This window comes from Clostridium sp. 29_15, from assembly GCF_001916075.1.
GTDB lineage: Bacteria > Bacillota > Clostridia > Clostridiales > Clostridiaceae > Clostridium > Clostridium lentum.
This window is the reverse complement of sequence record NZ_MNRT01000022.1, coordinates 571-24,069: the sequence shown is the minus strand read 5'-3', so window position 1 is coordinate 24,069 and position 23,499 is coordinate 571. Positions and strand designations below refer to the sequence as shown.

At 28.8% G+C, this 23,499-nt stretch carries 16 protein-coding genes; 11 read left to right on the top strand and 5 right to left on the bottom strand.

Annotated elements, in window-relative coordinates:
• Positions 1-42: 42 nt before the first annotated feature.
• Together BHW04_RS04030 and BHW04_RS04025 are read left to right on the top strand one after the other, a co-directional pair.
• Positions 43-1,602, top strand: coding sequence for an AAA family ATPase (locus BHW04_RS04030; protein ID WP_302698969.1), 1,560 nt, complete (start codon positions 43-45; stop codon positions 1,600-1,602).
• Positions 1,603-2,316: 714 nt separating this feature from the next.
• The gene (locus BHW04_RS04025) at positions 2,317-2,535 is read left to right on the top strand and encodes a hypothetical protein (RefSeq protein WP_302652705.1); all 219 of its coding nucleotides are present in this window, start codon (positions 2,317-2,319) and stop codon (positions 2,533-2,535) included.
• A 206-nt stretch (positions 2,536-2,741) separates the two neighbouring features.
• Here BHW04_RS04025 and BHW04_RS04020 read toward each other — a convergent pair whose 3' ends face one another.
• Entirely contained in the window at positions 2,742-3,128 is a 387-nt protein-coding gene (locus BHW04_RS04020) for a desulfoferrodoxin family protein (RefSeq protein WP_302698967.1), read from the bottom strand.
• Between the two features lie 186 nt (positions 3,129-3,314).
• On the opposite strand from BHW04_RS04020, the gene BHW04_RS04015 reads away from it, so the two are divergent.
• From BHW04_RS04015 to BHW04_RS03995, 5 genes are all read left to right on the top strand, one after another.
• Positions 3,315-4,373, top strand: a complete 1,059-nt coding sequence (locus BHW04_RS04015; protein WP_302698965.1) for an LCP family protein — start codon at positions 3,315-3,317, stop codon at positions 4,371-4,373.
• A gap of 36 nt (positions 4,374-4,409) precedes the next feature.
• Complete coding sequence (locus BHW04_RS04010; RefSeq protein ID WP_302698963.1) at positions 4,410-5,243, top strand: aldo/keto reductase; 834 nt, start codon at positions 4,410-4,412, stop codon at positions 5,241-5,243.
• A gap of 281 nt (positions 5,244-5,524) precedes the next feature.
• Entirely contained in the window at positions 5,525-6,313 is a 789-nt protein-coding gene (locus BHW04_RS04005; protein ID WP_022212454.1) for a PHP domain-containing protein, read from the top strand.
• A 286-nt stretch (positions 6,314-6,599) separates the two neighbouring features.
• Positions 6,600-7,571: a tRNA dihydrouridine synthase gene (locus BHW04_RS04000; RefSeq protein ID WP_302652710.1), complete on the top strand. Its 972-nt coding sequence runs from the start codon at positions 6,600-6,602 to the stop codon at positions 7,569-7,571.
• Positions 7,572-7,626: 55 nt separating this feature from the next.
• Positions 7,627-8,151, top strand: coding sequence for a DUF308 domain-containing protein (locus BHW04_RS03995; protein ID WP_302698960.1), 525 nt, complete (start codon positions 7,627-7,629; stop codon positions 8,149-8,151).
• A gap of 92 nt (positions 8,152-8,243) precedes the next feature.
• Here BHW04_RS03995 and sdaAA read toward each other — a convergent pair whose 3' ends face one another.
• The gene (gene sdaAA, locus BHW04_RS03990; protein ID WP_302698959.1) at positions 8,244-9,125 is read right to left on the bottom strand and encodes an L-serine ammonia-lyase, iron-sulfur-dependent, subunit alpha; all 882 of its coding nucleotides are present in this window, start codon (positions 9,123-9,125) and stop codon (positions 8,244-8,246) included.
• Between the two features lie 2 nt (positions 9,126-9,127).
• Positions 9,128-9,805 (bottom strand): L-serine ammonia-lyase, iron-sulfur-dependent subunit beta, encoded by a 678-nt coding sequence (sdaAB, locus tag BHW04_RS03985; protein ID WP_302698957.1) that lies wholly within the window; start codon positions 9,803-9,805, stop codon positions 9,128-9,130.
• 258 nt (positions 9,806-10,063) lie between these two features.
• Between sdaAB and BHW04_RS03980 the strand changes: the two genes are divergently transcribed.
• Both BHW04_RS03980 and BHW04_RS03975 read left to right on the top strand, forming a co-directional pair.
• Positions 10,064-11,080, top strand: coding sequence for a phosphotransferase (locus tag BHW04_RS03980; RefSeq protein WP_302698956.1), 1,017 nt, complete (start codon positions 10,064-10,066; stop codon positions 11,078-11,080).
• Positions 11,081-11,206: 126 nt separating this feature from the next.
• On the top strand, positions 11,207-11,614 hold the full coding sequence (locus BHW04_RS03975; protein ID WP_302698954.1) for a C-GCAxxG-C-C family protein: 408 nt from the start codon (positions 11,207-11,209) through the stop codon (positions 11,612-11,614).
• Positions 11,615-11,633: 19 nt separating this feature from the next.
• On the opposite strand, the gene BHW04_RS03970 is transcribed toward BHW04_RS03975, so the two are convergent.
• Both BHW04_RS03970 and BHW04_RS03965 read right to left on the bottom strand, forming a co-directional pair.
• Positions 11,634-13,016 carry an MATE family efflux transporter gene (locus tag BHW04_RS03970; protein WP_302698952.1) on the bottom strand — a complete coding sequence of 461 codons (1,383 nt, stop codon included), beginning with the start codon at positions 13,014-13,016 and terminating at the stop codon, positions 11,634-11,636.
• A gap of 99 nt (positions 13,017-13,115) precedes the next feature.
• Complete coding sequence (locus BHW04_RS03965) at positions 13,116-13,781, bottom strand: PepSY domain-containing protein (protein ID WP_302698950.1); 666 nt, start codon at positions 13,779-13,781, stop codon at positions 13,116-13,118.
• A gap of 285 nt (positions 13,782-14,066) precedes the next feature.
• On the opposite strand from BHW04_RS03965, the gene BHW04_RS03960 reads away from it, so the two are divergent.
• Both BHW04_RS03960 and BHW04_RS03955 read left to right on the top strand, forming a co-directional pair.
• Entirely contained in the window at positions 14,067-20,138 is a 6,072-nt protein-coding gene (locus BHW04_RS03960; RefSeq protein ID WP_302698949.1) for a M60 family metallopeptidase, read from the top strand.
• A 20-nt stretch (positions 20,139-20,158) separates the two neighbouring features.
• Positions 20,159-23,499 (top strand): immunoglobulin-like domain-containing protein (locus BHW04_RS03955; RefSeq protein WP_302698948.1); only part of this gene is annotated, 3,341 nt, incomplete at its 3' end.

Sequence of the window (23,499 nt, the reverse complement as noted above, 5' to 3'; positions counted from 1 at the left end):
TTAAATAGTGGAAAATATAATTAAGGAAGTGATGGTTAATTCTTGAGATATTTAAATACAAATAAACAATTTGAAAACTATAAAGAACTTGTTAATGAAGAATATTTTGTAGATAAATCAATGATAATTAAAATGCTGAATGAAAAAATATCTACTAAGAGCAAGTATATATGTATTACAAGACCAAGGAGATTTGGTAAATCAAGTATTGCAGATATGCTGGGAGCATACTATTCTAAGGCTGTAGAATCTAAAGCAATTTTTGATAAATTAAAGATAAATGTATGCAAAAGTTATGAAGAAAATTTAAATAAATATAATGTGATAAATATATCATTCAATAGCATATCAGATAGAGGAAATACATATGATGATTACATTAAAATGATAAAAACTACCTTGGTAAATGATATTGTAGAAATGTATCCTTATATAAAACCAGAAAAGTATTTTACAATAAGCGATATGCTTTATGATACAAAAGAAAAATTTGTTTTTATCTTTGATGAATGGGATTATATTTTTAATAATAATTTATTTGAAGAAAATCAAAATGATTTTTTAGAGTTCTTAAGAAATCTTTTAAAAGATCAACCATATGTAGCTCTTTGCTATATGACAGGGGTGTTACCTATTAAAAAATATTCTAGTGGTAGTGCACTAAATATGTTTGATGAGTATACATTTTTAAAAGATAGAAAATTTGGAGAGTATTTTGGTTTTGTAGAAGAGGAAGTTATAGAGCTTTGTAATAGAAATGGTAAGATGAACTTTAAAGATCTAGAGAGTTGGTATAATGGATATTTTACTGCTACTGGAATAAGAGTTTATAATCCAAGATCAGTTGTTAAAGCACTACAAAATAATTATTGTGAAAGCTATTGGACTAATACAGGAGCAATGGATGAAGTAAGTGAATATTTGAAATATAATATTTTAGAAATTAGAGATGAAGTTATTGAAATGGTTGCAAGTGAAGAAATAGATGTAATAATAAAAGAAGAGTTTAGAGCAGGGCAAGGGACACCTAAAACTAAAAAAGAAATTTATTCAGCTATGATAGTGTTAGGGTTTTTATCTTATTATGATGGATATTTAAAGATACCTAATAAGGAGCTTATGTTAGAGTTCGAGAAAGCATTAGAAGATGAATCTTTTGGATATGTTTCTAAGATAATAGAAAATTCAAAAAGTATGTTAAAAGCAACTGTTAATAAAGATGTGAAGATAATAGAAGAAATACTTCATGATATTCATAATTCTGAAATTCCAATTTTGCAATATAATGATGAAAATAGCCTTTCTTGTGTACTTACACTAGCATATCTTTCAGCTAGAGATAATTATAGAGTAGAAAGAGAAGAAAAGACTGGAAAAGGGTATGCAGATTTTACTTTTCATCCAAGAAGGAAAAATGATACGGCTTTTATTGTGGAACTAAAAAAAGACGAAAAACCAGAGATTGCATTAAAACAAATAAGAAGTAAAGAATATGTTGAAAAGTTTAAAAGAGAAAATATGGGTAAAAAAATATTAGCTGTGGCTATTTGTTATGATTCCAAAGAGAAAGAACATCATTGTCTTATAGAAGAAATAGATTAGAAAATGATAAACTTAGTTAATGATGAATTGAGGAATAAACTTAGAGAGTTTGTAAGAATTAAAAATGTAAAATGAATAATTAATGTAAATGAAAAATTATGTGAATAGAGAAGTAATAGTTAGGGGGAAATGCCTGTAGCTATTACTTCTTTTTTACATATTTATAGATTTATAATAATAAAATTTAATTTTTAATATAATTTATATTTATATATAATGTCAAAAAAGTAAGAGAAATAGTTATAAAATTAATATTGAAAAAATTATAATTTATTACTAAAATTTAAAAAGATAAGTCGAATATTGTAGAAAAATGGAGGGAAACATGAAAAAAAGACAAGTGTTTTAGTATTAACAGGTGCAATAACAATAAGTAATATAGGATTAACAACATCTTTTGCAGATGTTAATGATGAAACTTTATTAATTCAAGAAAAGAGTACTATAGTACATAGTCAAGTATCTATAGAAACAGATGGATCAGCTAGAATTGCTGGACAAGATGGTCAATTAGGAACTGCAGATGATGTATTTGTTAGACCAGGAGCAAATGGACAAGCTCCACATGTTGATCAATTTGGAAATGTAACAGTACCAACTGGAGGACGTGTAGAGCTACCAGACGGAACTATAATTTATGATAGAGGTAATGAACAGTCAATAATAGTTCCAGGGGGAACTGTTATTACACCAAATGGTAATGGTGGTGTACCAATGGTAAATCCAGATGGAACTGTTAATGTGCCAGAAGGAAGTATGGTAGTATTACCAAATGGGGATGATGTAACTCCAGGAAGTGGAAGTGTTGTAAATCCCAATGGAAGCGTTGCAAACAAAGATGGAAGTATTATAAACCCAGATGGAAGTATTACAGGTGGAAATACAAACAAACCAGGTGAAGATGTAAATAAGCCCAAGCGAAGACACAAATAAACCAGGTGAAAATATTACAAAACCAAGTACAAATCCTAACACAGGAGATAGATCTGTAATGGGGATGTTAGTAGTAGGATCAATGGCGTTATTAGCTTTAGTTAAAAATTTAAAAATAAAGGAGAAGTTATTTTTAAAATAGAAAACTATAGATATAGCAGATGAAGAAATTTCTTCATCTGCTTTTTTACTAATTAAATATAATTTTATTGAGCTTTAGTCATCCATAGTCCATGAAGATTACAGTAAGCATAAACTTCTTGTAATTTTTCATCAGGACATAAAGCAAATTCAATAACAGGATCAGTATTAGCTTTTAAAAATTTACGTTGAGCACCTTGATTAGTAACTATATAAACCCAACCTATCATATGAGCTTCTTCCATAGGATGTTTAACGCTACCTACATCTACTTTTACAATATTTCCATTAATCTGAAATTGTGGAACGTGTTTTTCTTGTGCTGCATTTGTAGAATTAGCTATTAATTCCTTCATAGGTTTATTATCACAACATATTTCACAGCCATTAGTTGATATTACTTCCACTATATCTTTCTTATCTTCACTTATTAATAATTTATTTTTAAACATTATAAAACCTCCATAACTATTTTTTTTAGTATGTGCTTTAATTAAAAAAATTATTTATCTACAAAGATTTTAGGCTAAAATTGAATAAGAAGTTGTTTTATGTTATTATTTTATGCAAAGTTACTTAATTAATGATAAAAGGTTAGATAAAGTAAAATAAAAGTATTAAAATATTAGAGGTACATTATGAAAAATAATAAAAAATGTAAAAATAAATACAAACAGATTCTTATAGCTGTTTTTTCAGTAATTATAATTTGTTTGGTAGTCCTTGGAGCGGGATATATGTATATTAGAGCTAATATATATAAGAAAACAGAGCCGTTAACATCAGAACATTTACAAGCACCTGTTAAAACAAAAGAAGAAACTATTGAGTATACAGAAGTTGAGGGAATTACTAATGTATTATTAGTAGGTGTTGATGGAATTGATTTTGATGAAAAATATCAAAGATCAGATTCTATGATTATTGCTACTTTAGATAGTAATAAGGAGAAAGTAAAATTAACATCTCTATACAGGGATACATTAGTTTACATTCCTGGTTATGGAGAAGAAAAGATGAATTTAGCCTTTAGTTTAGGGGGACCTGAACTTGTGATGGAGACTATAAAGTATAATTTTGATGTAAATATAGAGAAATATATAATGATAAATTTTGCTGGTTTTGAAGCTATAATTGATCAAATAGGCGGAGTAGAAATTGATGTGAAGGAATATCAATTACATGAATTAAATAAATATATAGGTCAAGCTACTGGGGGAGGCGATTGCCCAGTGGAAAAAACAGGTTTACAAATTTTAAATGGTAAACAGGCTTTATCTTATGCAAGAATAAGAAAAGGTGTTGGCGATGATTATGAAAGAACTGAAAGACAGAGGGAAGTACTTTTTAAAGTGGTAGAAAAATTACAAAAAACTGATGTTATTAAGTATTTTTCTATAGCAAATAAGATGTTAGATTATCTTAGAACTAATATAGGGATTATGGATGGTCTGAATATGGCGTATACTATTTCAAAGTTTTCAAACTTAGAAACAGAACAATTAAGTATACCAGTGCAAGAACTTTGTGTTGATGAAGAAGTTAATGGAAATATGGCTTTAAGAATGGATAGATATGAAAATGCATTAATACTTAATGATTTTATTTTTAATGATACTTTACCTGATTTTATTTTAAATAGAAGCACTGAAAAAAATCAAAGTATTTATTATGAATATGAAGGGTTTGGAGAGTAAAATTACGAATATTATAAAAAGTAAGGGGTTATTATGATGAATAAAAAAATAAAAGAATTAAGCAATAATATTAAAATGCCAGCCATTGGATTTGGAACATATAAGTCAGGCAATGAGGATGAAACAGCAGAAATAGTTAGTTATGCTTTAAAAGTAGGATATAGGCAAATTGATACAGCTTCATTTTATGGCAATGAAATTGGCATTGGCAAAGGAATAAAAAATAGTGGAATTGATAGAGAGGAAATATTCATTGTAACAAAAATTTGGAATTATGACCATGGATATGAAAACACTATAAAAGCTTGTAATGAATCATTAAAGAAGTTACAAGTGGAGTATTTAGATTTATATCTTATACATTGGCCTAATGAATTAAATGCAGAAACATGGAGAGCTTTAGAATATCTTTATAAGTGCGGAAAAGTTAAAGCAATTGGTGTTTGTAATTTTAAAATAGGTCATTTAGAGGAGCTTAAGAAAACTGCACAAATAATGCCAATGGTAAATCAGATAGAAATACATCCATTAAGTAATAAAGAAGGAATGCTTCAGTATTGTCAAAATAATAATATACAATTAGTAGCTTGGAGTCCTATAATGAGAGGAAGAGTATTTTCCAATGAGTTAATTATAGGTCTGTCAGAGAAATATAAGAAAACAATAGCCCAAATAATTTTAAGATGGCATGTACAAAGAGGAGTTATTCCTATACCAAAATCATCAAATAAGGAAAGAATAAAAGAAAATTTAAATATATTTGACTTTGAAATTTCTAATGAAGATATGGAAATTATCAATTCTCTTAATGAAGGTGATAGTGTATCAGTGTCAGGAGTACCAGATAATACAACATATCTTAAATACTAGTCAATCAATAAAAACATTTATCTAAATTAGGTAGATGTTTTTTATTATGATAATAGTAAAAATATTATATTAATATTGGATTCATTTTTGAAGATATGAGAGCATATAATAGTATTTGAACTTATAATATAAGGAGCATTTTAATTAATAAATATTTATAAAAAAGAGTAAGTAATATAATAATAATTAGATTTAATTCTGAAGTAATAAGTAAAGTAATAAAAAATATTAAAAATTATACAATTTAGTGTAGGCTTAATAATTTTAAAGGGGAGAAAAAGATGATCGATGTGCATGTACATTTAGAAAATGGGCCATATACAAAGGAATGGTTAGATCAATTTGTTAACAAGGCCATTGAAAGAAAAATCAAAGAGGTATATTTTTTAGAGCATACTTTCGTTTTTAAGGAATTTTATTTTTTATATGATGAAATGAAGAATTATAATGCATATCAAAATAATTGGTATGGAAATAAAGTGAAAAAAGCACGTAATATTAATGAATATATTAAATTTGTGGAAGAGATGAAAAAATATAAGTTTCCAATAAAAATGAAATTTGGACTTGAAGTATGTTATTCACCAGAACATGAAGAACAAATAAAAGTATGGAAGGAAAAACTGCCATTAGATTTTATGGTTGGTGCAGTTCATTTTATTGATGGATGGGCGTTTGGTCATAAGATGCAGAAGTGGAAATGTGAAGATTACGATATGAATAAGATATATAAACGCTATTTCCAGTTATTTATAGATTTAGCGAAATCTAAATTATTTGATGGATTGGCCCATCCAAATGCATTGCAATGTTTTGGTGCTTTTCCACCAGGTGGTTTTTATCCAATGTATGTAGAATTAGCAAAGCAGATTAAGGCTAATAATATGTATATAGAAGAAAGTAGTGGACTTTCTATTAATTATGGAAATATGCCCTTAGGTATGAACTATGATATGCTAGAGGCTATGAGAAAGGAAGGAGTAGAAATTTGTACAGCTTCTGATGCTCATAATCCTAAAGATTTAGGAAAATATATCAAGGAAATGGAAAAATATATTTTACTACGATAAAATTGAATACTTTTTATAAAGATGGCACTATTAGTATTTTCAGTGTTTGAATTTAATCTTGCAAATGTAATATTAACAGCTTTAAAAATTTTATAATAAGTATTTTTGATTTTAATATTTAATGGTATAATCATATTCTAGTCATTCCTTATGTGATGTATTTATGTTTTTTGTGAAATTATTATATCACATAAGGGATAACTTTATTTTTACAAATTTTGTTTATTCAATAACCTATAATGAAACAAAAAAGTTATTAGAATGCTTAAAATGAGGAGTTAATAGGATGAAATTTTATTTTGCACCACTAGAAGGTGTTACAGGATACATATATAGAAATACATATAATAAGTTTTTTGGCGAAGAAATAGATAAATATTTTACACCGTTTATAGTACCAACAATGAATTATTGTTTTACCTCAAAAGAATTAAATGATATTAAGCCTGAACACAATAAAAATATTAAGGTAATTCCTCAAATACTTACTAATAATGCAGATTATTTTTTAAGCACAACAGAAAAGTTAAATGAATTTGGTTATGATGAAATAAATTTAAACTTAGGATGTCCATCAGGAACTGTGGTTTCTAAGTTTAAGGGCTCAGGATTTTTAGCTAAAAGAGAAGAATTAGATATGTTTTTAGAAGAGATATTTTCAAAAACAAATTGTAAAATATCTTTAAAAACAAGAATAGGTAAAGATTCACCAAATGAATTTTATGAGCTTATTAAAATATTTAATAAGTATCCGTTAGAAGAGCTAATAATTCATCCAAGAATAAGACAAGACTTTTATAAAAATACTCCTAATATGGAGGTTTTTAAGGATGCAATAAAATTAAGCAAGAACCCTTTAGTTTATAATGGTGATATTTTTTCAGTGGAAGATTTTAAGAAATTTAAGTCTGAATGTCCAAGTATTGATACAGTTATGCTAGGAAGAGGACTTATGGCTAATCCAGGACTTATAGGAGAAATAAAAGAAAAATCTATAGTACATAAGGATACTCTAAGAGCTTTTCATGATGAAATATATGCTAGATACAAAGAAGTTCTTTCTGGTGATAAAAATGCTTTATATAAAATGAAAGAGTTTTGGTTTTATATGATTCATAGCTTTGAAGACAGTGAAAAGTATGCTAAGCGTATAAGAAAGTCTAAAAGTGCGGCAGAATATGAAGGGATAATAGTGAGCCTATTTAATGAACTTGATATTTCAGGAGATAATGAAAGAGGATTTTCTCTAATAAAATAATTGAATTATATATAGCAAATATTAAATGATAAAAGAAGAAGGAAAGGTGAGAGCTATGAAAAGAGGAATTGGGGCATACATATCAGCAATATTAATTATATTAAATGGAGTTATATGTATTGTTAATCATCAGCAAATTTATAAATGGATTCCAAGCCTTTGTGGAGCTATATTATTGATAAAAGGAATAATAATGCTCATAGAAGGTATAAGATCAAAGGATTATGCCACTTTAGAAGGAAAAAAAATTGAAAGGGCAATAGTTATTATTGCTATAGGTATAGGAATAATTATAAGACAAAGTGATGCATTATTTATTGTTGGTGTATTTTGGGGATTAGAAGGCTTAAATAAGGCAACTAATTATTTAAACGAAGGATTATACTATTTTACTAGGAAAGAAAAGTTTATTTTTCCAATGAGTAAAGCTATAATTGAATTTGTTTTATCTAGTATATTAATATTTGATCCATTTTCTAAGATAGCAGAACATGTAGTGATATTAGGTTTAGAACTGGTATTAGAAGGAGTATCTGAATTTGTAAATATTTATAAAGGAAAAGAAGAACTGTTAGCATAATATTTATTGAAAAGAAGCTTCCGTGGAAAGGAAGCTTCTTTTCAATATTTAAATAGAGTTTTGTTTTCTAAAGAATATATATAAAATTATTACTAATTTTCCTTTTTACCAAAAACTTTTTCTTGAAGAGCTTTACCAGTTGGTGTAATAGCACATCCACCTAAAGCAGTTTCTCTTAATTCTTCAGGTAAGCCTGTACCAACTTTGTACATAGCAGCAACAGCATCATCAAAAGGTATCTTTGAATTAACACCTGCCATAACCATATCAGCAGTACATAAAGCATTTATTGCACCAGAGACATTTCTCTTTGCACAAGGTATTTCAACAAGACCTGCAACAGGGTCACAAACTAATCCTAATACATTTTTAAAGATGATAGCAGCGGCATCTAAACTCATCTTTGGTGTTCCACCCATAAGTTCAACTACAGCACCTGAAGCCATAGCAGCAGCAGAACCACATTCAGCTTGACATCCACCTTCAGCACCTGAGAATGTAGCGTTCATTCCGATAATCATTCCAATGGCAGAAGCGGCAAATAAACCTTGAATTAATTCATCATCAGTTTTGTTTAATAAGTGCCCAGTTGTTAGAATTACTGCAGGAAGAATCCCACAAGATCCAGCTGTTGGACAAGCAACTATTTTACCCATAGCACCATTTACTTCTGAAGAAGAAATAGCCATAGCCATAACAATTCCGTTACCCATTAATGAGTTTCCAGTATTGCAGTATTGTTGAAGACGGTAAGCATCTCCCCTTATAAGCCCGCTTAAAGAGTAAACCTTCTTTTCTCTACCAGCAGTAGCTGATTCTTTCATTGCATCAAGAGTTATTTTCATTTGAGCAAAAAGATCTTCACGAGAAACATTTTTAAGTTCCATTTCTTGACGAATAGCATATTCACTTAATGAAATTTGTTCAGCAGCACAGATTTCTAAAAGTTCTTTACCTGATCTAGCAATTTTCATTATTAATTACCTCCTAAAGAATTTATTAAAATAACACGGTTTACACCTTCAACTGCTTTGATTGCAGCTATTAATTCTTCTGATACATTGTTATCTACTTCGAAAGTCATTGTAGCATCTTTACCTTTTTGACTTCTTACAAGAGTCATATGAGCTATGTTAATATCGTTATCGTAGAATAATGTTGAAACTTTTGATACAGTACCAGGAATATCATCGTAGCATGTGATGATTGTTGGATATTCTCCAGTTATTTTAACTTTATTTCCGTTTATTTCGTATATTTCAACTAGTCTACCACCGATAGATGAGCCGAGCACTTCCCAATTAATATCATCACAATCTGTCATAAGGATTTTTACTGTATTAGGATGAACTTGTCCTAAATCTGCTGGTAAGAAGTGTACTTCTAATCCTTCTTTCTCAGCAATTAAAAGAGCATCTCTTAATCTTTCATCATCAGGCACCATTCCTAAGATACCAGCAACTAATGCACGGTCTGTCCCATGTCCTTTATAAGTTTCTTTAAAAGAACCATGAAGTAAGAATGTTACATCTTTAATAGGTTTGTTAACAATAGTTCTTGCTATTTTACCTAATCTAGCAGCACCAGCTGTATGTGAAGATGATGGACCAATCATAATTGGGCCTAAAACGTCAAATATTCCAATGTTAGCCATAGTGTTTATCCTTTCTTGTGTAAAAATTTAATATTTATTATAAATAAAAATCTAAGCCTTAGAATTTTCTAAAATTGTAATTATTTTCCTTGTTAATTATACAACAATCGACAAAGTATGTAAAATGTTTTAAATTTATAAAAATACTTGCTATGGAGTTAACTTCAAGTGATAGGATTAATTCATAAGGTATAGAATAAATTTTCAAGAAGTAATCTCATAGTTTATAATTAATATGAAAGAAAGGGAGGAAGTGTTTTGGAGGAGCAATATATTGAGTATATTTTAAAACAGTATTTTAATGATATAAATTATAGTGTAAAGGATGTAAATAGTGGTATGAATAATACCACCAAGTTTTTAGTTATAAATGAAGAAGAATATGTCTTGAGGATATATGAAAGTCATAATGATAAGAAAAAAGTAGGTTTTGAGCATAAGATATTAGAGGAATTAAATAGAAGAAATCTTTCTTTTGTTATACCTAATCCTAAAGTTAATTTTAAGGGCGATACAGTAGCTTTAAGTATTGATGGTAAATTAGCATCTCTTTCCAAAGCCATTAAAGGAAATAATCCTTATTTGAAAGATAAAAAACAATTTTATAGTCTTGGTAAGGCTGTAGGAGAAATAACTAGAGAATTATCTCAAGTAAAGATAGAAATACAATCTAGCTACCAGCCTTGCTATGAATTAGAAAAATCGTATCCTACATGCCCCTTAAAAGATGTAATAGATTTTTGTGATAATCCTTCTGAGGATTTTAAGAGTGAAAGAGGTATTTTAGGGGGATTGAAAAAATATTTTATTGAATTTAAAGACATAATACCAATATTAAGAGAGCTTCCTCATCAGTTTATTCATGGTGATATTAATAGTTCTAATGTGCTAGAAGATGAAAAAAGAAATATTTGTGCAATTCTTGATTTTGAGTTTACTGCTAGAGATTTAAGATGTATGGATTTAGCCATATGCTTATCAGAAGCTATTGCCAATGATGAAGATGATAAAGTTAAATTTGATAATATAACAAACTTTATGACAGGATATAAGAAGTTTATCTCTTTAACTGATGATGAAATAAAAGTAATGCCATATTTGATTATGTTACGTAGGCTAGATGTGATTATTCATTTTTTAGTTAGATATAATGAAGGAATTAATAATAGCTATATAACTGCTGATAAAGTATTAAGAGAGCAGCTAATTAAAGGTAGACGCTTATGTAGATGGGTAGAAGAAAATACGAATCGTATAAGAGAAATTTTAAAATAAAATTGACTTATTAAAAAGTATTGAAAATTTTTGAAAATGGGCACTTTTTATAAAGATGACAACTATAATAATTTTAAGTATACTTTAAATATAGGTATAATTTATGGAGGGTGAAAGGTATTGCATATGATAGATAGAAAAGCAAAAGCTGCAGAGCTACATAGCAATAGATATACATGTTCACAAGCTGTTGCTTGTGCATTTTGTGATGTAGTTGATGTTGATGAAGAAACAATGAAAGTCATAGTAAGAAAATATAGTGGAGGAGCTTATAAGGTATGTGGAGCTGTAATGGGAGCATATGTTATAGCTAACTTTATAAAAGATAATAGAAATATGGAGGATCCAGCAGAGTGGAATGAAGATGATATTGAGTTGTTACAAGAAATAGCAAGGAGATTTAAAGAAAAAAACTCCACTGTAATGTGCAGGGAATTAAAAGGGATAGGGACTGGGATAGTATTACGTCCATGCAGAGGCTGTGTAGAAGATGCAGCAGAAATTCTTGAAGAAATTTTAGAGGAAAGAAGTTAAAAAATATGAGTACATGATGTTAAGGCATTATGTACTCATTTTCTTTTTTAATTTCAATGCTAAGATGTTTCCAAACTGTTAAAATCATTGTTGAATAAGCAGCTATTCCCCCAATAAAATTAGAAATAGGTTCTGCTAAAAATACTCCATTTGTACTTAAATTAAATAATCTAGGAAGTAATATAGTAAGTGGAACCACAACTATTATTTTACGAAGTAGTGAAAAGAAAATTGCTTTTTTAGATTCCCCTAGAGCTACATAAGTTGATTGAGCTGACATTTGCAGGGACATCATAAAGAAACCAAAGAAATAAATATTCATACAATGAGTAGCCAAGGCAACTAAATTAGCTTCGTTATTAAATATCTTAATAAAAAATTGTGGAAAGATCATTAATATAAACCAAATAGAAGTAGTATAAATTATGCAGGCGATGGAACTAAATTTTATGGCGCTTTTAACTCGTATATATTTCTTGGCACCAAAGTTAAAGCCAAGAACAGGTTGAGATGCGCTGGTAATACCCTTCACTGGCATCATAATTATTTCTCTTATGGAATTAAGTACAGTCATAACTCCTACATATAAGTCACCACCGTAACTTTGAAGAGTAACATTGCAGACCATTTGAACAATACTATTAGTTATGGACATAATAAATCCTGATAAACCTAAGGTAATTATATTTTTAAAATGAATAATATTTATTTTAAAATATGTCTTTTTTAATTTTAGTATGGCATCATTGCTCCTTAAAAAGCGAAATACCCAAATGGCAGAGAGAAACTGTGAAAATATGGTGGCTAAAGCAGCTCCTTTTACGCCCATATGTAGTAGGAAGATGAAAATTGGGTCTAAGATTATATTAGTTATGGCACCTACCAAAATAGTCATCATACCAATGCGACCAAAACCTTGGGAATTAATAAAGCTATTCATACCTAAGCTGATCATTACAAAAACGCTACCTAACAGATAAATTGTTATATAATCATTAGCGTAAGAAAAGGTATTATCACTTGCACCAAGAAGATATAGTAGGGGCTTTTTAAAAATTAATATAACAATAGTAAGCATTAATCCAGTAATCAGTAATAAAGTAAAAGAATTACCCATAATTTCTTCTGCTTTTTCATTATTTCCTTTTCCACGTTCAATGGAACAAAGTGGAGCACCACCCATTCCGTATAAATTAGCAAAGGCCATTATTATGGTTATAATAGGAAAAGTTATTCCAACACCTGTGAGAGCTAAACTTGATGCATTAGGAATTCTTCCAATATACATCCTGTCAACAATATTATAAAGAATATTAATGAGCTGAGCTAAAGTCATAGGAACTGCTAATTTTAAAATATTTTTAGATACACTTCCTTTTGAAAAATCTTTACTTATAGACATGAAGAATACCTCCTAAAAACTTAATTCTATCATAAAATCAAGAAAAATAAAAAATTTATAGGAGATATTAAGTAACTTAAAAAATTTAATATTAGTATTTTAGTCTTGCTCATACGATAATATAGTGCCGTCAATAGCATTTATATCATAATTATATTCTCTATTATTATAGTAAAATTCTACTTCATATATATGTATACCATCATCATAATCTTGAGATACTTTAATAAAAGTAACTTGATTATCTGTTAAGTTAGCATGTTGCAATGCTATATTTTTTGCCTCATCAGAACTTATTAAATTTTGTGTAGAAGAGCTTTGAGAATTTGAATAAGAAATAGTATTAGATGGATTATAGTATTCTGCATCATAGTCAAATTTTAATATTTCACCACTGTAAGCATTTATTTCATAATCGTATTCTGTATTATTATAGTAAAATTCAATTTCATATTTATTAATACCATCATCATAATCTTGAGATACTTTAATAAAAGTAACTTGATTATCTGTTAAGTTAGCATGTTGTAGTGCTATTTGTTTGGCTTCATCAGAACTAATCATATTTTGAGTAGATAAATTTTGATTAGTTGAATAAGGTATATTATTAGTATTTATAGTGTTGCTATTAGTATTTTCACTTGAATTATTTAATGAAGTTGTAGTACTTGATTCATATGAATTATTCAATCCAACTGTATTAGAGCAACCAACAAAACCTAAACAAGTACTAAGTATAATTGTAGATATAGTAATTTTTTTCATTGTTATTCACCTCTAAGTTAATTATATTATGAATAATTTATTTTTTTATAAAGTGCAGATTAAAATATAATTAAAAATTTTTAATATTTAATTATAATTAAATATTAAATAAGGCTATTAGCTTTAATTGTTCGTTTAATTATTTTATAAATTCGCGAAAAAATTATTTTTGATATTAAAAAAATAATATATAATAAAATTACGAAAATAAAATTATTTACCAATAAAGTGAAATATAAAATTTTAAAAATGTAAATAATTTAAAATTACAACTAGGGGGAAATTATGAATAAAGGAAAAATATCATGCATTTTAGCTGCTGCTATGATAACTACTCAATTTAGTCCAGTTGCAGCTTTTGCAGATAATAAAGCTGAGTTGATAAGTAATGTTTCTGCTGAAGATTCATCAAATGAAACTAAATATGATAATACTCAATCTTTTGATGAAGAATCAAAAGAAAATCAAGATTCTAATGAACGAGATGACAATAATTCAAATTCAGAGGAAGACTCAAAAGATAATTCATCAGAAAAAGATAATAATGAGCAAAAACCAAGTGATAGTATTGATTCAAATAAAAAGGTGAGTGTAACTGGTAAGTTAGAACTAGACATGAATTTTGCTATGCCAATAAAAAACACTGATAAAGAAAAAACAAATATAAAAGTTACTTTAATGAAAGATAGTGAAAAGGTAGGAGAAGTTCAACTAGGTAATGATAATTTAGAAGGAACAATAGGGAATGTTAACTATACTCTTCAAGCATTAAATGGAAAGAGAATAGCAATTGAAAATGATGCTGAAGAATTAAATTTTTATCAATTAACATTTACTAACTTAGATTTAGGACAGTATTCTCTTAAAGTTGAAGGAGCAGGATATACTACAGCAAATGTTAGTAATATTGATATAACAAAATCATCAAAAAGAGTTAAGATAGGGACAAGCGATAATAGAATAGTACTATCTGATAATAATTCAGAGAATGAATCAGAAGCTAATGTTGAATATTATCCAGGTGTATTTTTAGCAGGAGATGTTAATGGAGAAAACTCTGTAACAAAAGAAGATTATGAAGCTGCTAAAGCAGAAATGAAAAATAAAACAAATACTACTACATATGACATAAATAGAGATTCAAAAGTTGACATAACAGATTTAACTTACATACATGGAAATATAGGAGCAACAGTTAAGACAGCAGAAATAGTTGATACTGATCCAATTATAAATCCAGAAGCTGTAGATGTTAAGTTAGATGATACTAAAGTTTCTATAGGAGAAGGACAAGATATAAAGAATATTTTAGTAGGTGATGGTTCAAAAATATCATTATCAACAAAAACAGTTGATGGTGAAGAGGCTCCAGAAATATCTGAAGAAAATCCAATAAGCATTCCAATGAGTTTAGCAGGTTCAACAAGTGATTCAGAAATAGAAACAGCGTCTTTAAGAACTGCTGCAGAAAATACTATAAACATGGAGCAAGTGGTGATAAAGGCACCTAGAAATACAAGACCAGCATCAGGAAGTGTTGTTATTGATGGTGTAGAATACAAATATGATGAAAGTAATGTAAAACAAAGTTTAGCTAGAACAGCTTCAGGTGAAGCAATGGATGAAATAGTTATTGACTTAGGAAAGCAAGTAGCCGTTAGTAAAATAACTATAAATGTTACTGGTAGTAGAAGTAATAAAAATTTAACAGAAATTGCAAAGGTTGAATTTTTAAATAATGTATATAAAGAATTACCAAAACCAAATATGAATATACCTGTAATTAATAGATTTACAAGTTCAACTGCTGTTGGAAATGAAGCTATGACTATAGGATGGGATCACCAACCAAACGTAACAGGATATGAAATAAAAGTTGAAGAGCTTAACGAAAGTGGAAATGTAGTTTCAACTAATCACTATAAAACAAGCGAAAATACATTAAACATAACTCAAGTAAAACCATATAGTGTTTATAGATTTAGTATTCAATCTCTAAATGGTAAGGATTGGGCAAGTGGATATAAAGATGAGCAAGATGATTATGATGCTAATGCAACAGGAGAAACAAATTTAGCAACTAATGTAAATGATAAAGATGGTAAACCAGATAATGTTGATAATAACTATATGCCACATGCATGGAACTCTACATCAGGTAATTTAGATACAAATGCAAAAGATGAAGTAGCAAATAAAAATTATTTTGGTGCAGATTCAATTGTTGAATTACAAGTTATACCAGAAACAGCACCGGAAGGTCCAGAAGGAATAACTGTTACTGGAACATATAAAGGTTTAAAAGTTAGTTGGAAAGCACATCAAAAAGCTAAAGACTATGATTTATATTATAGAAAAATTGGAACAGGTGCATGGATAAAGGCAAATGATCCAAATGATCCTAAATATGTAGATAGTGATACAACTAATGATGTACCAGATGGAGCTTATGATTTAAGTACAGAACAAAAGAAAGATTCAGATGAATTAATAAGAGGTACAAGTTATGAAATAACTGGTCTTGAAGATCAAACAACATATGAAATTAAGATGACAGCAACTAATCATCATGGTACAGGTGGATTATCGAAAACTTATTTAGGAAAGACAACAGCAATAGTTCCACCTAAGTTTACAAACTATGGATTAATAAATACTGTTGAAGATGGTAAGGTTACTCATATAGAAAAAGTTACAGTAAAAGGAAGTGGTGCATTAGAACTTTCAAATAATGATGGTATGAGTATATTTGATAATGATTACTCAACTACATGGGTACTTAATGATTGGGATTCAGGAGTACATTATGGACAAAGAGCTCCAATAGTAACATTTGATAAGGAATATACATTTGATACTATAAGATTTGCTACAAAGTTAGAAAATACTTCTAAATACCCACTACCATGGCAAGCTAAATTAAGAGTATACTCAAATGATGATACAACATATAATAATCCAGTTGAAGTAATACAACTTAGCGATATTAGAGTTTCTAGTAAAAGAGCAGAAAATGGAGTTAATTATGTAGAAGTAAAATTACCAAAGCCTGTAACAGCAAAGCAAGTTGAGCTTAATCTTGCAGGAGGACGTAATTTAAGTATATCAGAAATGAAATTCTATAATTATGATAGCTTAGAAGATGAGGTAAATGGATTATTTGCAGATGACTTAAAGCTTGTATTAAAAGATGAAGTAAATCAAGCGAAGATTGATGGACTTGTAGAAAGAGCTAAAGCTATAGATCCAGTTAGCTTAGAGTACCATCCAAATCAAAAAAATATTTTAGATGAATTAGAAATAGCACAAAAGATTTTAGATGATGTAAATTTAAATAAAGAAGTGTTAACTATTGATGGAAGTATACTTGATTTTTCACCAAATTTAGGTCAAGCAAATGCATGGCAATCATTGGGAGTTGTTGCTAAACCAGGTGAAACTATAAATATTTATGTGGGAACTGAAGAAGGAAGAGCACACACCAAATATGAAGTATTATTTACTCAAAACTATGCAGAAAGTGGAACATGGAACTTAGGAACTGTACAAATTGGAAATGGTAAAAATGAAGTAACTGTACCAAGTGGTAAGTTTAATATGGATGTTGAAAAAGGTGGAAATGTATATATAAGACCTGTTTCAGGATGGTATGAACAACAAAAAATAAATGTGCGTGTAAGTGGTGGAAGTAAGATTCCGCATTTAAATGTAAATAATATAATAACTGATAGTAATAAACAAGAAGAAGCTAAGAATTTAATAAGAGAATACATAAGAAATCTTAAATTATATGTATCTGATTTACCAAGTCTTTACCCAACAGTAGAAGATAAGGAAAATAATCAATACAAATATGATGAAAAGACAGCTGTATTAAATAGTACAGAAATTGAAAGTGAAAGAGTAATGTTAACTCTTAGCGCAACAGAAGTTTTAACAGGTATTACACAAGGACTTAATGGAGATGAAAATGCTGAAGTTGACAGATTATATGATGCACTTTTAGCTTGGGAACAACTTATGGAAATTTCATATTCATTAAAAGGTGTAACAGAAACAGCTATTGACTTTAATAATAATGGAAGAATAGATAATAATAAATCTGATACTGCTAGTCTAATTGATGGATTAACAGAACAAGAATACTTTAACAAACATAGAGCTCCAAGAAGCCGTATAAATATAAAATATCAAAGAATGTTTACAGGAGCATTTATGTATGCATCTTCTCATCATGTTGGAATAGATGCAGGCTCTGGTATTGGATTAGTACAAGGTGTACCATTTAAATTTAATGCTACAGGAAATATAACTAATCCTAATGAAGGTAGTTTATATGGATGGGGTATATCTCATGAAATTGGACATACTCAAGATGTAGCAGGATTAACTCAAGCTGAAGTTACAAATAATATTTTAGGGTTAATTGTACAAACATTTAATGGAAATGCAAATTCAAGACTTGAAAATGGAACTTATACTACAATGTATGACAAAGTAACATCAGGTAGTGTTGGAGCAACTAGTGATATAGGTGCAAAACTAGGAATGTATTGGCAATTACATTTAGCATATGATAATAATGAAACTTATAAAATGCTAGAAAATAATAAAGATACAGATCCAAATAATGATTCATTCTATGCTAAGTTATATAGAGCTAATAGAATGAAAGCAGCAGCACCGAAGGAAGAAGGATATGATGCAGTAGAACAAACATTTATCATGAGAGCTTCTGATGCAGCACAAAAGGATTTAAGAGAGTTCTTTGAGAAGTGGGGAATATTAGCAAGCCCTAATACTAATAAATATTTAGATGAAATGAAGTATGAAAAAGAAACAAGAGCTATATACTACTTAAATGATGAAGCAAGAAGAAGAAGATTAGATACATCTAATACTGAAACTATGGCTAAGGACACAGCAGTAGTAGCAAACTTTGGAACAGATAATGAAGGAAATCAAATTACTTCTAAATCTTACTTAAATCAAAAGGAAGTTCCATTAAACTTAAGTGTAACAAAAGATTCAGATAAGATTTTAGGATATGAAATTATAAGAAAAGAATCAACATCAACAGGTATTGTGGAATCCCCAGTAGGTTTTGTTGAAAGAGACAGAACAAGTGAATCAGGGGTAACAACTTATGTTGATTCAATAGATACATTAAATAATAGAGTTGTAGCATATAAGGTTGTTGCTTATGACTATGATTTAAATAAAACTGAAGAAACAGTTATAGGAGAACTTAAAATAGCTCACAATGGAAGTATTTCTGAAACTGATTGGGTATTAAGTACTAATACAACTAATGATGAAGATGAAAGAGATGAACATAGTGGTCATGGAACAATGCAACATGGTGTAATAAAGAGAATCAATGACAATAATACAGATACAGTGTTCCAAGGTATGAAAGATGGAAGAGAAGATCCATATGTAATTATTGATTTAAATAAAAATAATTCATTAGTAGGTTTAACTTACACAGCACCACAAAATACTGCTAAGAAATTCTCATTTAGAAATCTATTCAGTAGAAATACAGAAAAAGTATATACACCTATATCAAAATATGAAGTGTATACAAGTTTAGATGGAAATAGATGGACATTAGCAAGCAGTGGAACATTTGACAACACTAAGACTACTCAAACAGTATATTTTAGCGAAGATGGTAAAACAGAAGCACAACAACTTTGGTCATATGATGCAAGATATGTTAAATTAGTTGCTAAAGGAAATTCTGAAATATCAATAGCAGAGTTAGATTTATTAACGGCTGCTGGTGATAATATAGAAATTGGAACAGATAATAATGAACAATTATCTAAAAATGGAATTGGTAGATTAAAATCTGATTATGAATATGAATCTGGCAAAGTTATTCCAAAGGGGTCTATAATTGTAACAGGTGAGTATAGAGGAAATCCTGCATTTAATATACCTTTAGTATTAAATGAAAATGATGAAAACTTTGCAATAAAAGCAAATACTATACTTTTAGCTACATTACCAGAAAATTCAGAGCTTTCAGAAGTGGCAAAAGGAACTTGGATTTATTGGATAGAACCTAATAATCAAGGAAAAGTAGAGAGCGATAAAGGTCAGGTAGATAATATAGAAGGAACTTCAATTAAAGCTGAACTTTACAGATACAATAAATTAGATAATAATGGAGCACCAGTAGGTCAAAGATTAGTAAGTGATACGTTCTTATATGAATTACCAAGTGATTTAAACACATTACCTGAAATAGAGTTTAATAGTTCTAATGCAAGAGCAATTAAAAATGAAAACACAACAGTAATGGAAATAAATGGTGAATTAATGAACAAAGCATTTGAAAATAGATAATAGTAATGGGGGAATAACTTATGAAGAGAGCAAGGACAAGAGTTAAAGTTGCAATTGCCTCAGCATTAGCTATATCTTCGACGGCGGCAGTTATATATGCCGCTCCGGAGATAATGAAGGCAGCTACTTACAGAGCTTCAGAAGAAGCTGTATATCTTGATGTTGAAAAGTTAACTAGTAATACAGTAAAGGTATCTTTAGATAATATTCAAGATATAGCTAAATCTATGCAATTTAGTATTAAGCTAGATGGAAATGTAAAGATAAAATCTAATGAAGATGGAACATATAAAATAGCTGATTTACTTACAAAAACAGTAGAGGCAAAAACTAGTGAAAGTGAAAAGCCATCTAAGAATAGCATATTTACAGATTATACATATAACGAAGCAGACAATACTTTAAATGTTATTATTACATCAGATAGTGCATTACCTAAAACAGGAAATAAAGTAGAATTATTTACATTAGAAATAGAAGCAAAGGATTCTAATAACAGAACATATAATATAATTCCTAATACTAATGAATTATTCAAATATGTTGCAAAAGATAATACAGAATATTCTGATTTAGCAGTTAATTATAATGAAAAGTCTATAAATTTAAATACAGCACCAAAAGTTACAACAAATAAAGATGTAATAGATATATATGATGGTGAAAAGCTAGTATTTAATGATATAAAAGAATTACAAAAGACAGACGAAGATAATGATGAAGTCACTTTAGAAGTAAGAGATATTACTAATGTAACTGACGAAAGTAAAGAAGATACTCAACCACTTATAACAGAATTTACTTCGGAAGAAGTTGGAACACATACATTTAAAGTTTATGCTGTTGATAGTATGGGTGAAAAATCAGAGCCTATTAAATTAATGGTAAATGTAAAGTATAATACAGAACTTGAAAAACCAACAATTACAGGAGCTGAAAAAGTTGAAATTGAAAGTGGAACAGTATTTAATTTATTACAAGGAGTAACTGCAACAGATGCTAAAGGAAGAAATCTTCAAGTAAATGTAACTGGAGATTTAAACTTAAATCCAGAAGAAGATACAAAATATACATTAACATATTCTGCAACTGATAAGTATGGAAAAACTACTGAAGTACAAAGAGAAGTATCTGTTAAAGTTAATAAGGCACCAGTAATTAATGGGGCAGATAATAAGGTTATTAATATAGGAGAAAGCTTTAATCCAAAAGCAGGAGTAACTGTTACTGATGATAGAGATGAAAATTTAACTTCACAATTATCTATAGATGGAAAAGTAAATACTGCAGTACCAGGTGAATATAAATTAAATTATTCTGTAACTGACTCAGGAAACAAAACTACTAAGCTTCAAAGAACAGTAAGAGTTAATAGAGCGCCAATAGTATCAGGGCAGGATAGTGCTATTGTTATAAAGAGTGGAACAGTAGTAACAGAAGAAATGATTTTAGGTGGAATTAATATAACTGATGAAACAAGTTACACAACGAGTGTTAAAGTTCCAGAGATAAATGGAGAAGGTAGATATGATGCTGAAATCAAAGTAACAGATGCAGATAATGCAGTAACTACAGTTACAAGAAAGATTGTTGTTAGTAATGGAAGTACAGCAGAATTACCTAATAGTGGACAAGGTTCATCAAAGGAAGAATCAATAGCTGTACAAGTTATAGATGCTGATGGAATAACTTCATTAAATGAAAAATTAAGTAAAGCAACTAAAGATTATAAGATAACTAGCGCTAAGAAAGAGTTTTCAAATTATGTTCAATATAGCTTTGAAATGACTAAAAAGGAAGCTGTATTTAGAAATTCTGGAACAGTATATTTAGAAGTAAGAGTTCCTAAAGAGATTGATAATAGTACAGGTGGAATTGTTATTACAGAATATGTTGAAATATTAGCAACAAATGTTACTATAAACAATAAAGAAAACTTAAATCATTATATAAAGAGTGAGGATGAAATTGAATTAACTGCAACAGTTACACCTGATAATGCAACTAATAAAGAAATAGAGTGGAATAGTTCTAATGAAGAAGTTATTGCAATTGAAAAAACTGAAAATGGTGTTAAGTTAGTAGCAAAAGGATATGGTATTGCAACTGTTACAGTAAGTGCAGTTGATGGTAGTGGAGCATTTGATGAATTTACATTTAGTGTATCACATGACTTCAAGGAGTTACCAGAGGATATAACTGTAGTTGGTGGAGAAGGAACAGAAGAATCACCAGTAATATATAAAACAGAAAATATTAATTCATTAAAGGAATTATTAAATCTTGCAAAAGACGAATATAAAGTTATGCTACAAGATAAAGAAACTATAAGTGAAAGTGAAATTGAATATAAGTTAGTTTTAAAAGAGAAGAGTAGCTTATTTAAATTATTAAGAACTGCTAATATTGATGAAGAGTCACATTATATTTCAGTAAGAGTGCCAAATAGTGATGAATTTGAAAATGAAATTTATAAGTTAACTAAAAATGATATAAAGGCACCAACTCTTATTTATGATGGTGCATCACAATTGATAGTTGAAAATGGTTCTAAATTTAAAATGCCAGATGTAAAGGCAAAGGATAATTTAGATAAAAATGTTACTGTAACACATGTAATAAAAGATGAAAGTGGTAAAGTTGTAAAAGATATAGATTCAAATGTAGAAGGATTATACACAATAACATATAGTGCAACTGATTCAAGTGGTAATAAATCATCAGAATTGATTGTTAAAGTTAAAGTATTAGAAGCTGATAAGGAAGCACCAGTATTTGAGTATAATGGTGATAAAATTATAGTTTTAGAAAATGGAAGTGAATATGTAGAGCCTGAAGTAACAGCATATGATAATGTTGAAGGTAATGTAGCAGTTACAAAGGAAATAAAAAAAGGTGATGAAGTTGTAGAAAGTATAGATACAACTGTATCAGGAGAGTATATAATTACATATACTGCGTCTGATAGTAAAGGAAATAAAAATGTACTAGAGATAACAGTAATTGTAAAAGAAGTTCAGAATATTCCAACACCAGATGTGCCAGAAACTCCAGAAAAACCTGAAGAACCAGATCAAAATCCTGAGACACCGGATGAACCAAATCAAAAACCAGAAACTCCAGAGAAACCACAGGATAAAGAAGCACCAGTTTTTGATTATGAAGGTGAAACAGACATAGTATTAGAAAATGGACAAATATACAAAATTCCTGAAATAAAGGCAAATGATAATGTAGATGGTGAAGTCAAGGTTGTAAAAACTATAAGAAAATATGATTCTAATGAAGTTGTTGAATCAATAGACACTAACATTGCAGGAAAGTATACTATAACTTATGAAGCTGTAGATAATAGTGGAAA

Excerpts from the sequence above, each read along its gene's own strand:
- BHW04_RS04025 (WP_302652705.1), top strand. The coding sequence starts at position 2,317 with ATGGTAAATCCAGATGGAACTGTTAATGTGCCAGAAGGAAGTATGGTA.
- BHW04_RS04020 (WP_302698967.1), bottom strand. The coding sequence starts at position 3,128 with ATGTTTAAAAATAAATTATTAATAAGTGAAGATAAGAAAGATATAGTG.
- BHW04_RS04015 (WP_302698965.1), top strand. The coding sequence starts at position 3,315 with ATGAAAAATAATAAAAAATGTAAAAATAAATACAAACAGATTCTTATA.
- BHW04_RS04010 (WP_302698963.1), top strand. The coding sequence starts at position 4,410 with ATGAATAAAAAAATAAAAGAATTAAGCAATAATATTAAAATGCCAGCC.
- BHW04_RS04005 (WP_022212454.1), top strand. The coding sequence starts at position 5,525 with ATGATCGATGTGCATGTACATTTAGAAAATGGGCCATATACAAAGGAA.
- BHW04_RS04000 (WP_302652710.1), top strand. The coding sequence starts at position 6,600 with ATGAAATTTTATTTTGCACCACTAGAAGGTGTTACAGGATACATATAT.
- BHW04_RS03995 (WP_302698960.1), top strand. The coding sequence starts at position 7,627 with ATGAAAAGAGGAATTGGGGCATACATATCAGCAATATTAATTATATTA.
- sdaAA (WP_302698959.1), bottom strand. The coding sequence starts at position 9,125 with ATGAAAATTGCTAGATCAGGTAAAGAACTTTTAGAAATCTGTGCTGCT.
- sdaAB (WP_302698957.1), bottom strand. The coding sequence starts at position 9,805 with ATGGCTAACATTGGAATATTTGACGTTTTAGGCCCAATTATGATTGGT.
- BHW04_RS03975 (WP_302698954.1), top strand. The coding sequence starts at position 11,207 with ATGATAGATAGAAAAGCAAAAGCTGCAGAGCTACATAGCAATAGATAT.
- BHW04_RS03970 (WP_302698952.1), bottom strand. The coding sequence starts at position 13,016 with ATGTCTATAAGTAAAGATTTTTCAAAAGGAAGTGTATCTAAAAATATT.
- BHW04_RS03965 (WP_302698950.1), bottom strand. The coding sequence starts at position 13,781 with ATGAAAAAAATTACTATATCTACAATTATACTTAGTACTTGTTTAGGT.
- BHW04_RS03960 (WP_302698949.1), top strand. The coding sequence starts at position 14,067 with ATGAATAAAGGAAAAATATCATGCATTTTAGCTGCTGCTATGATAACT.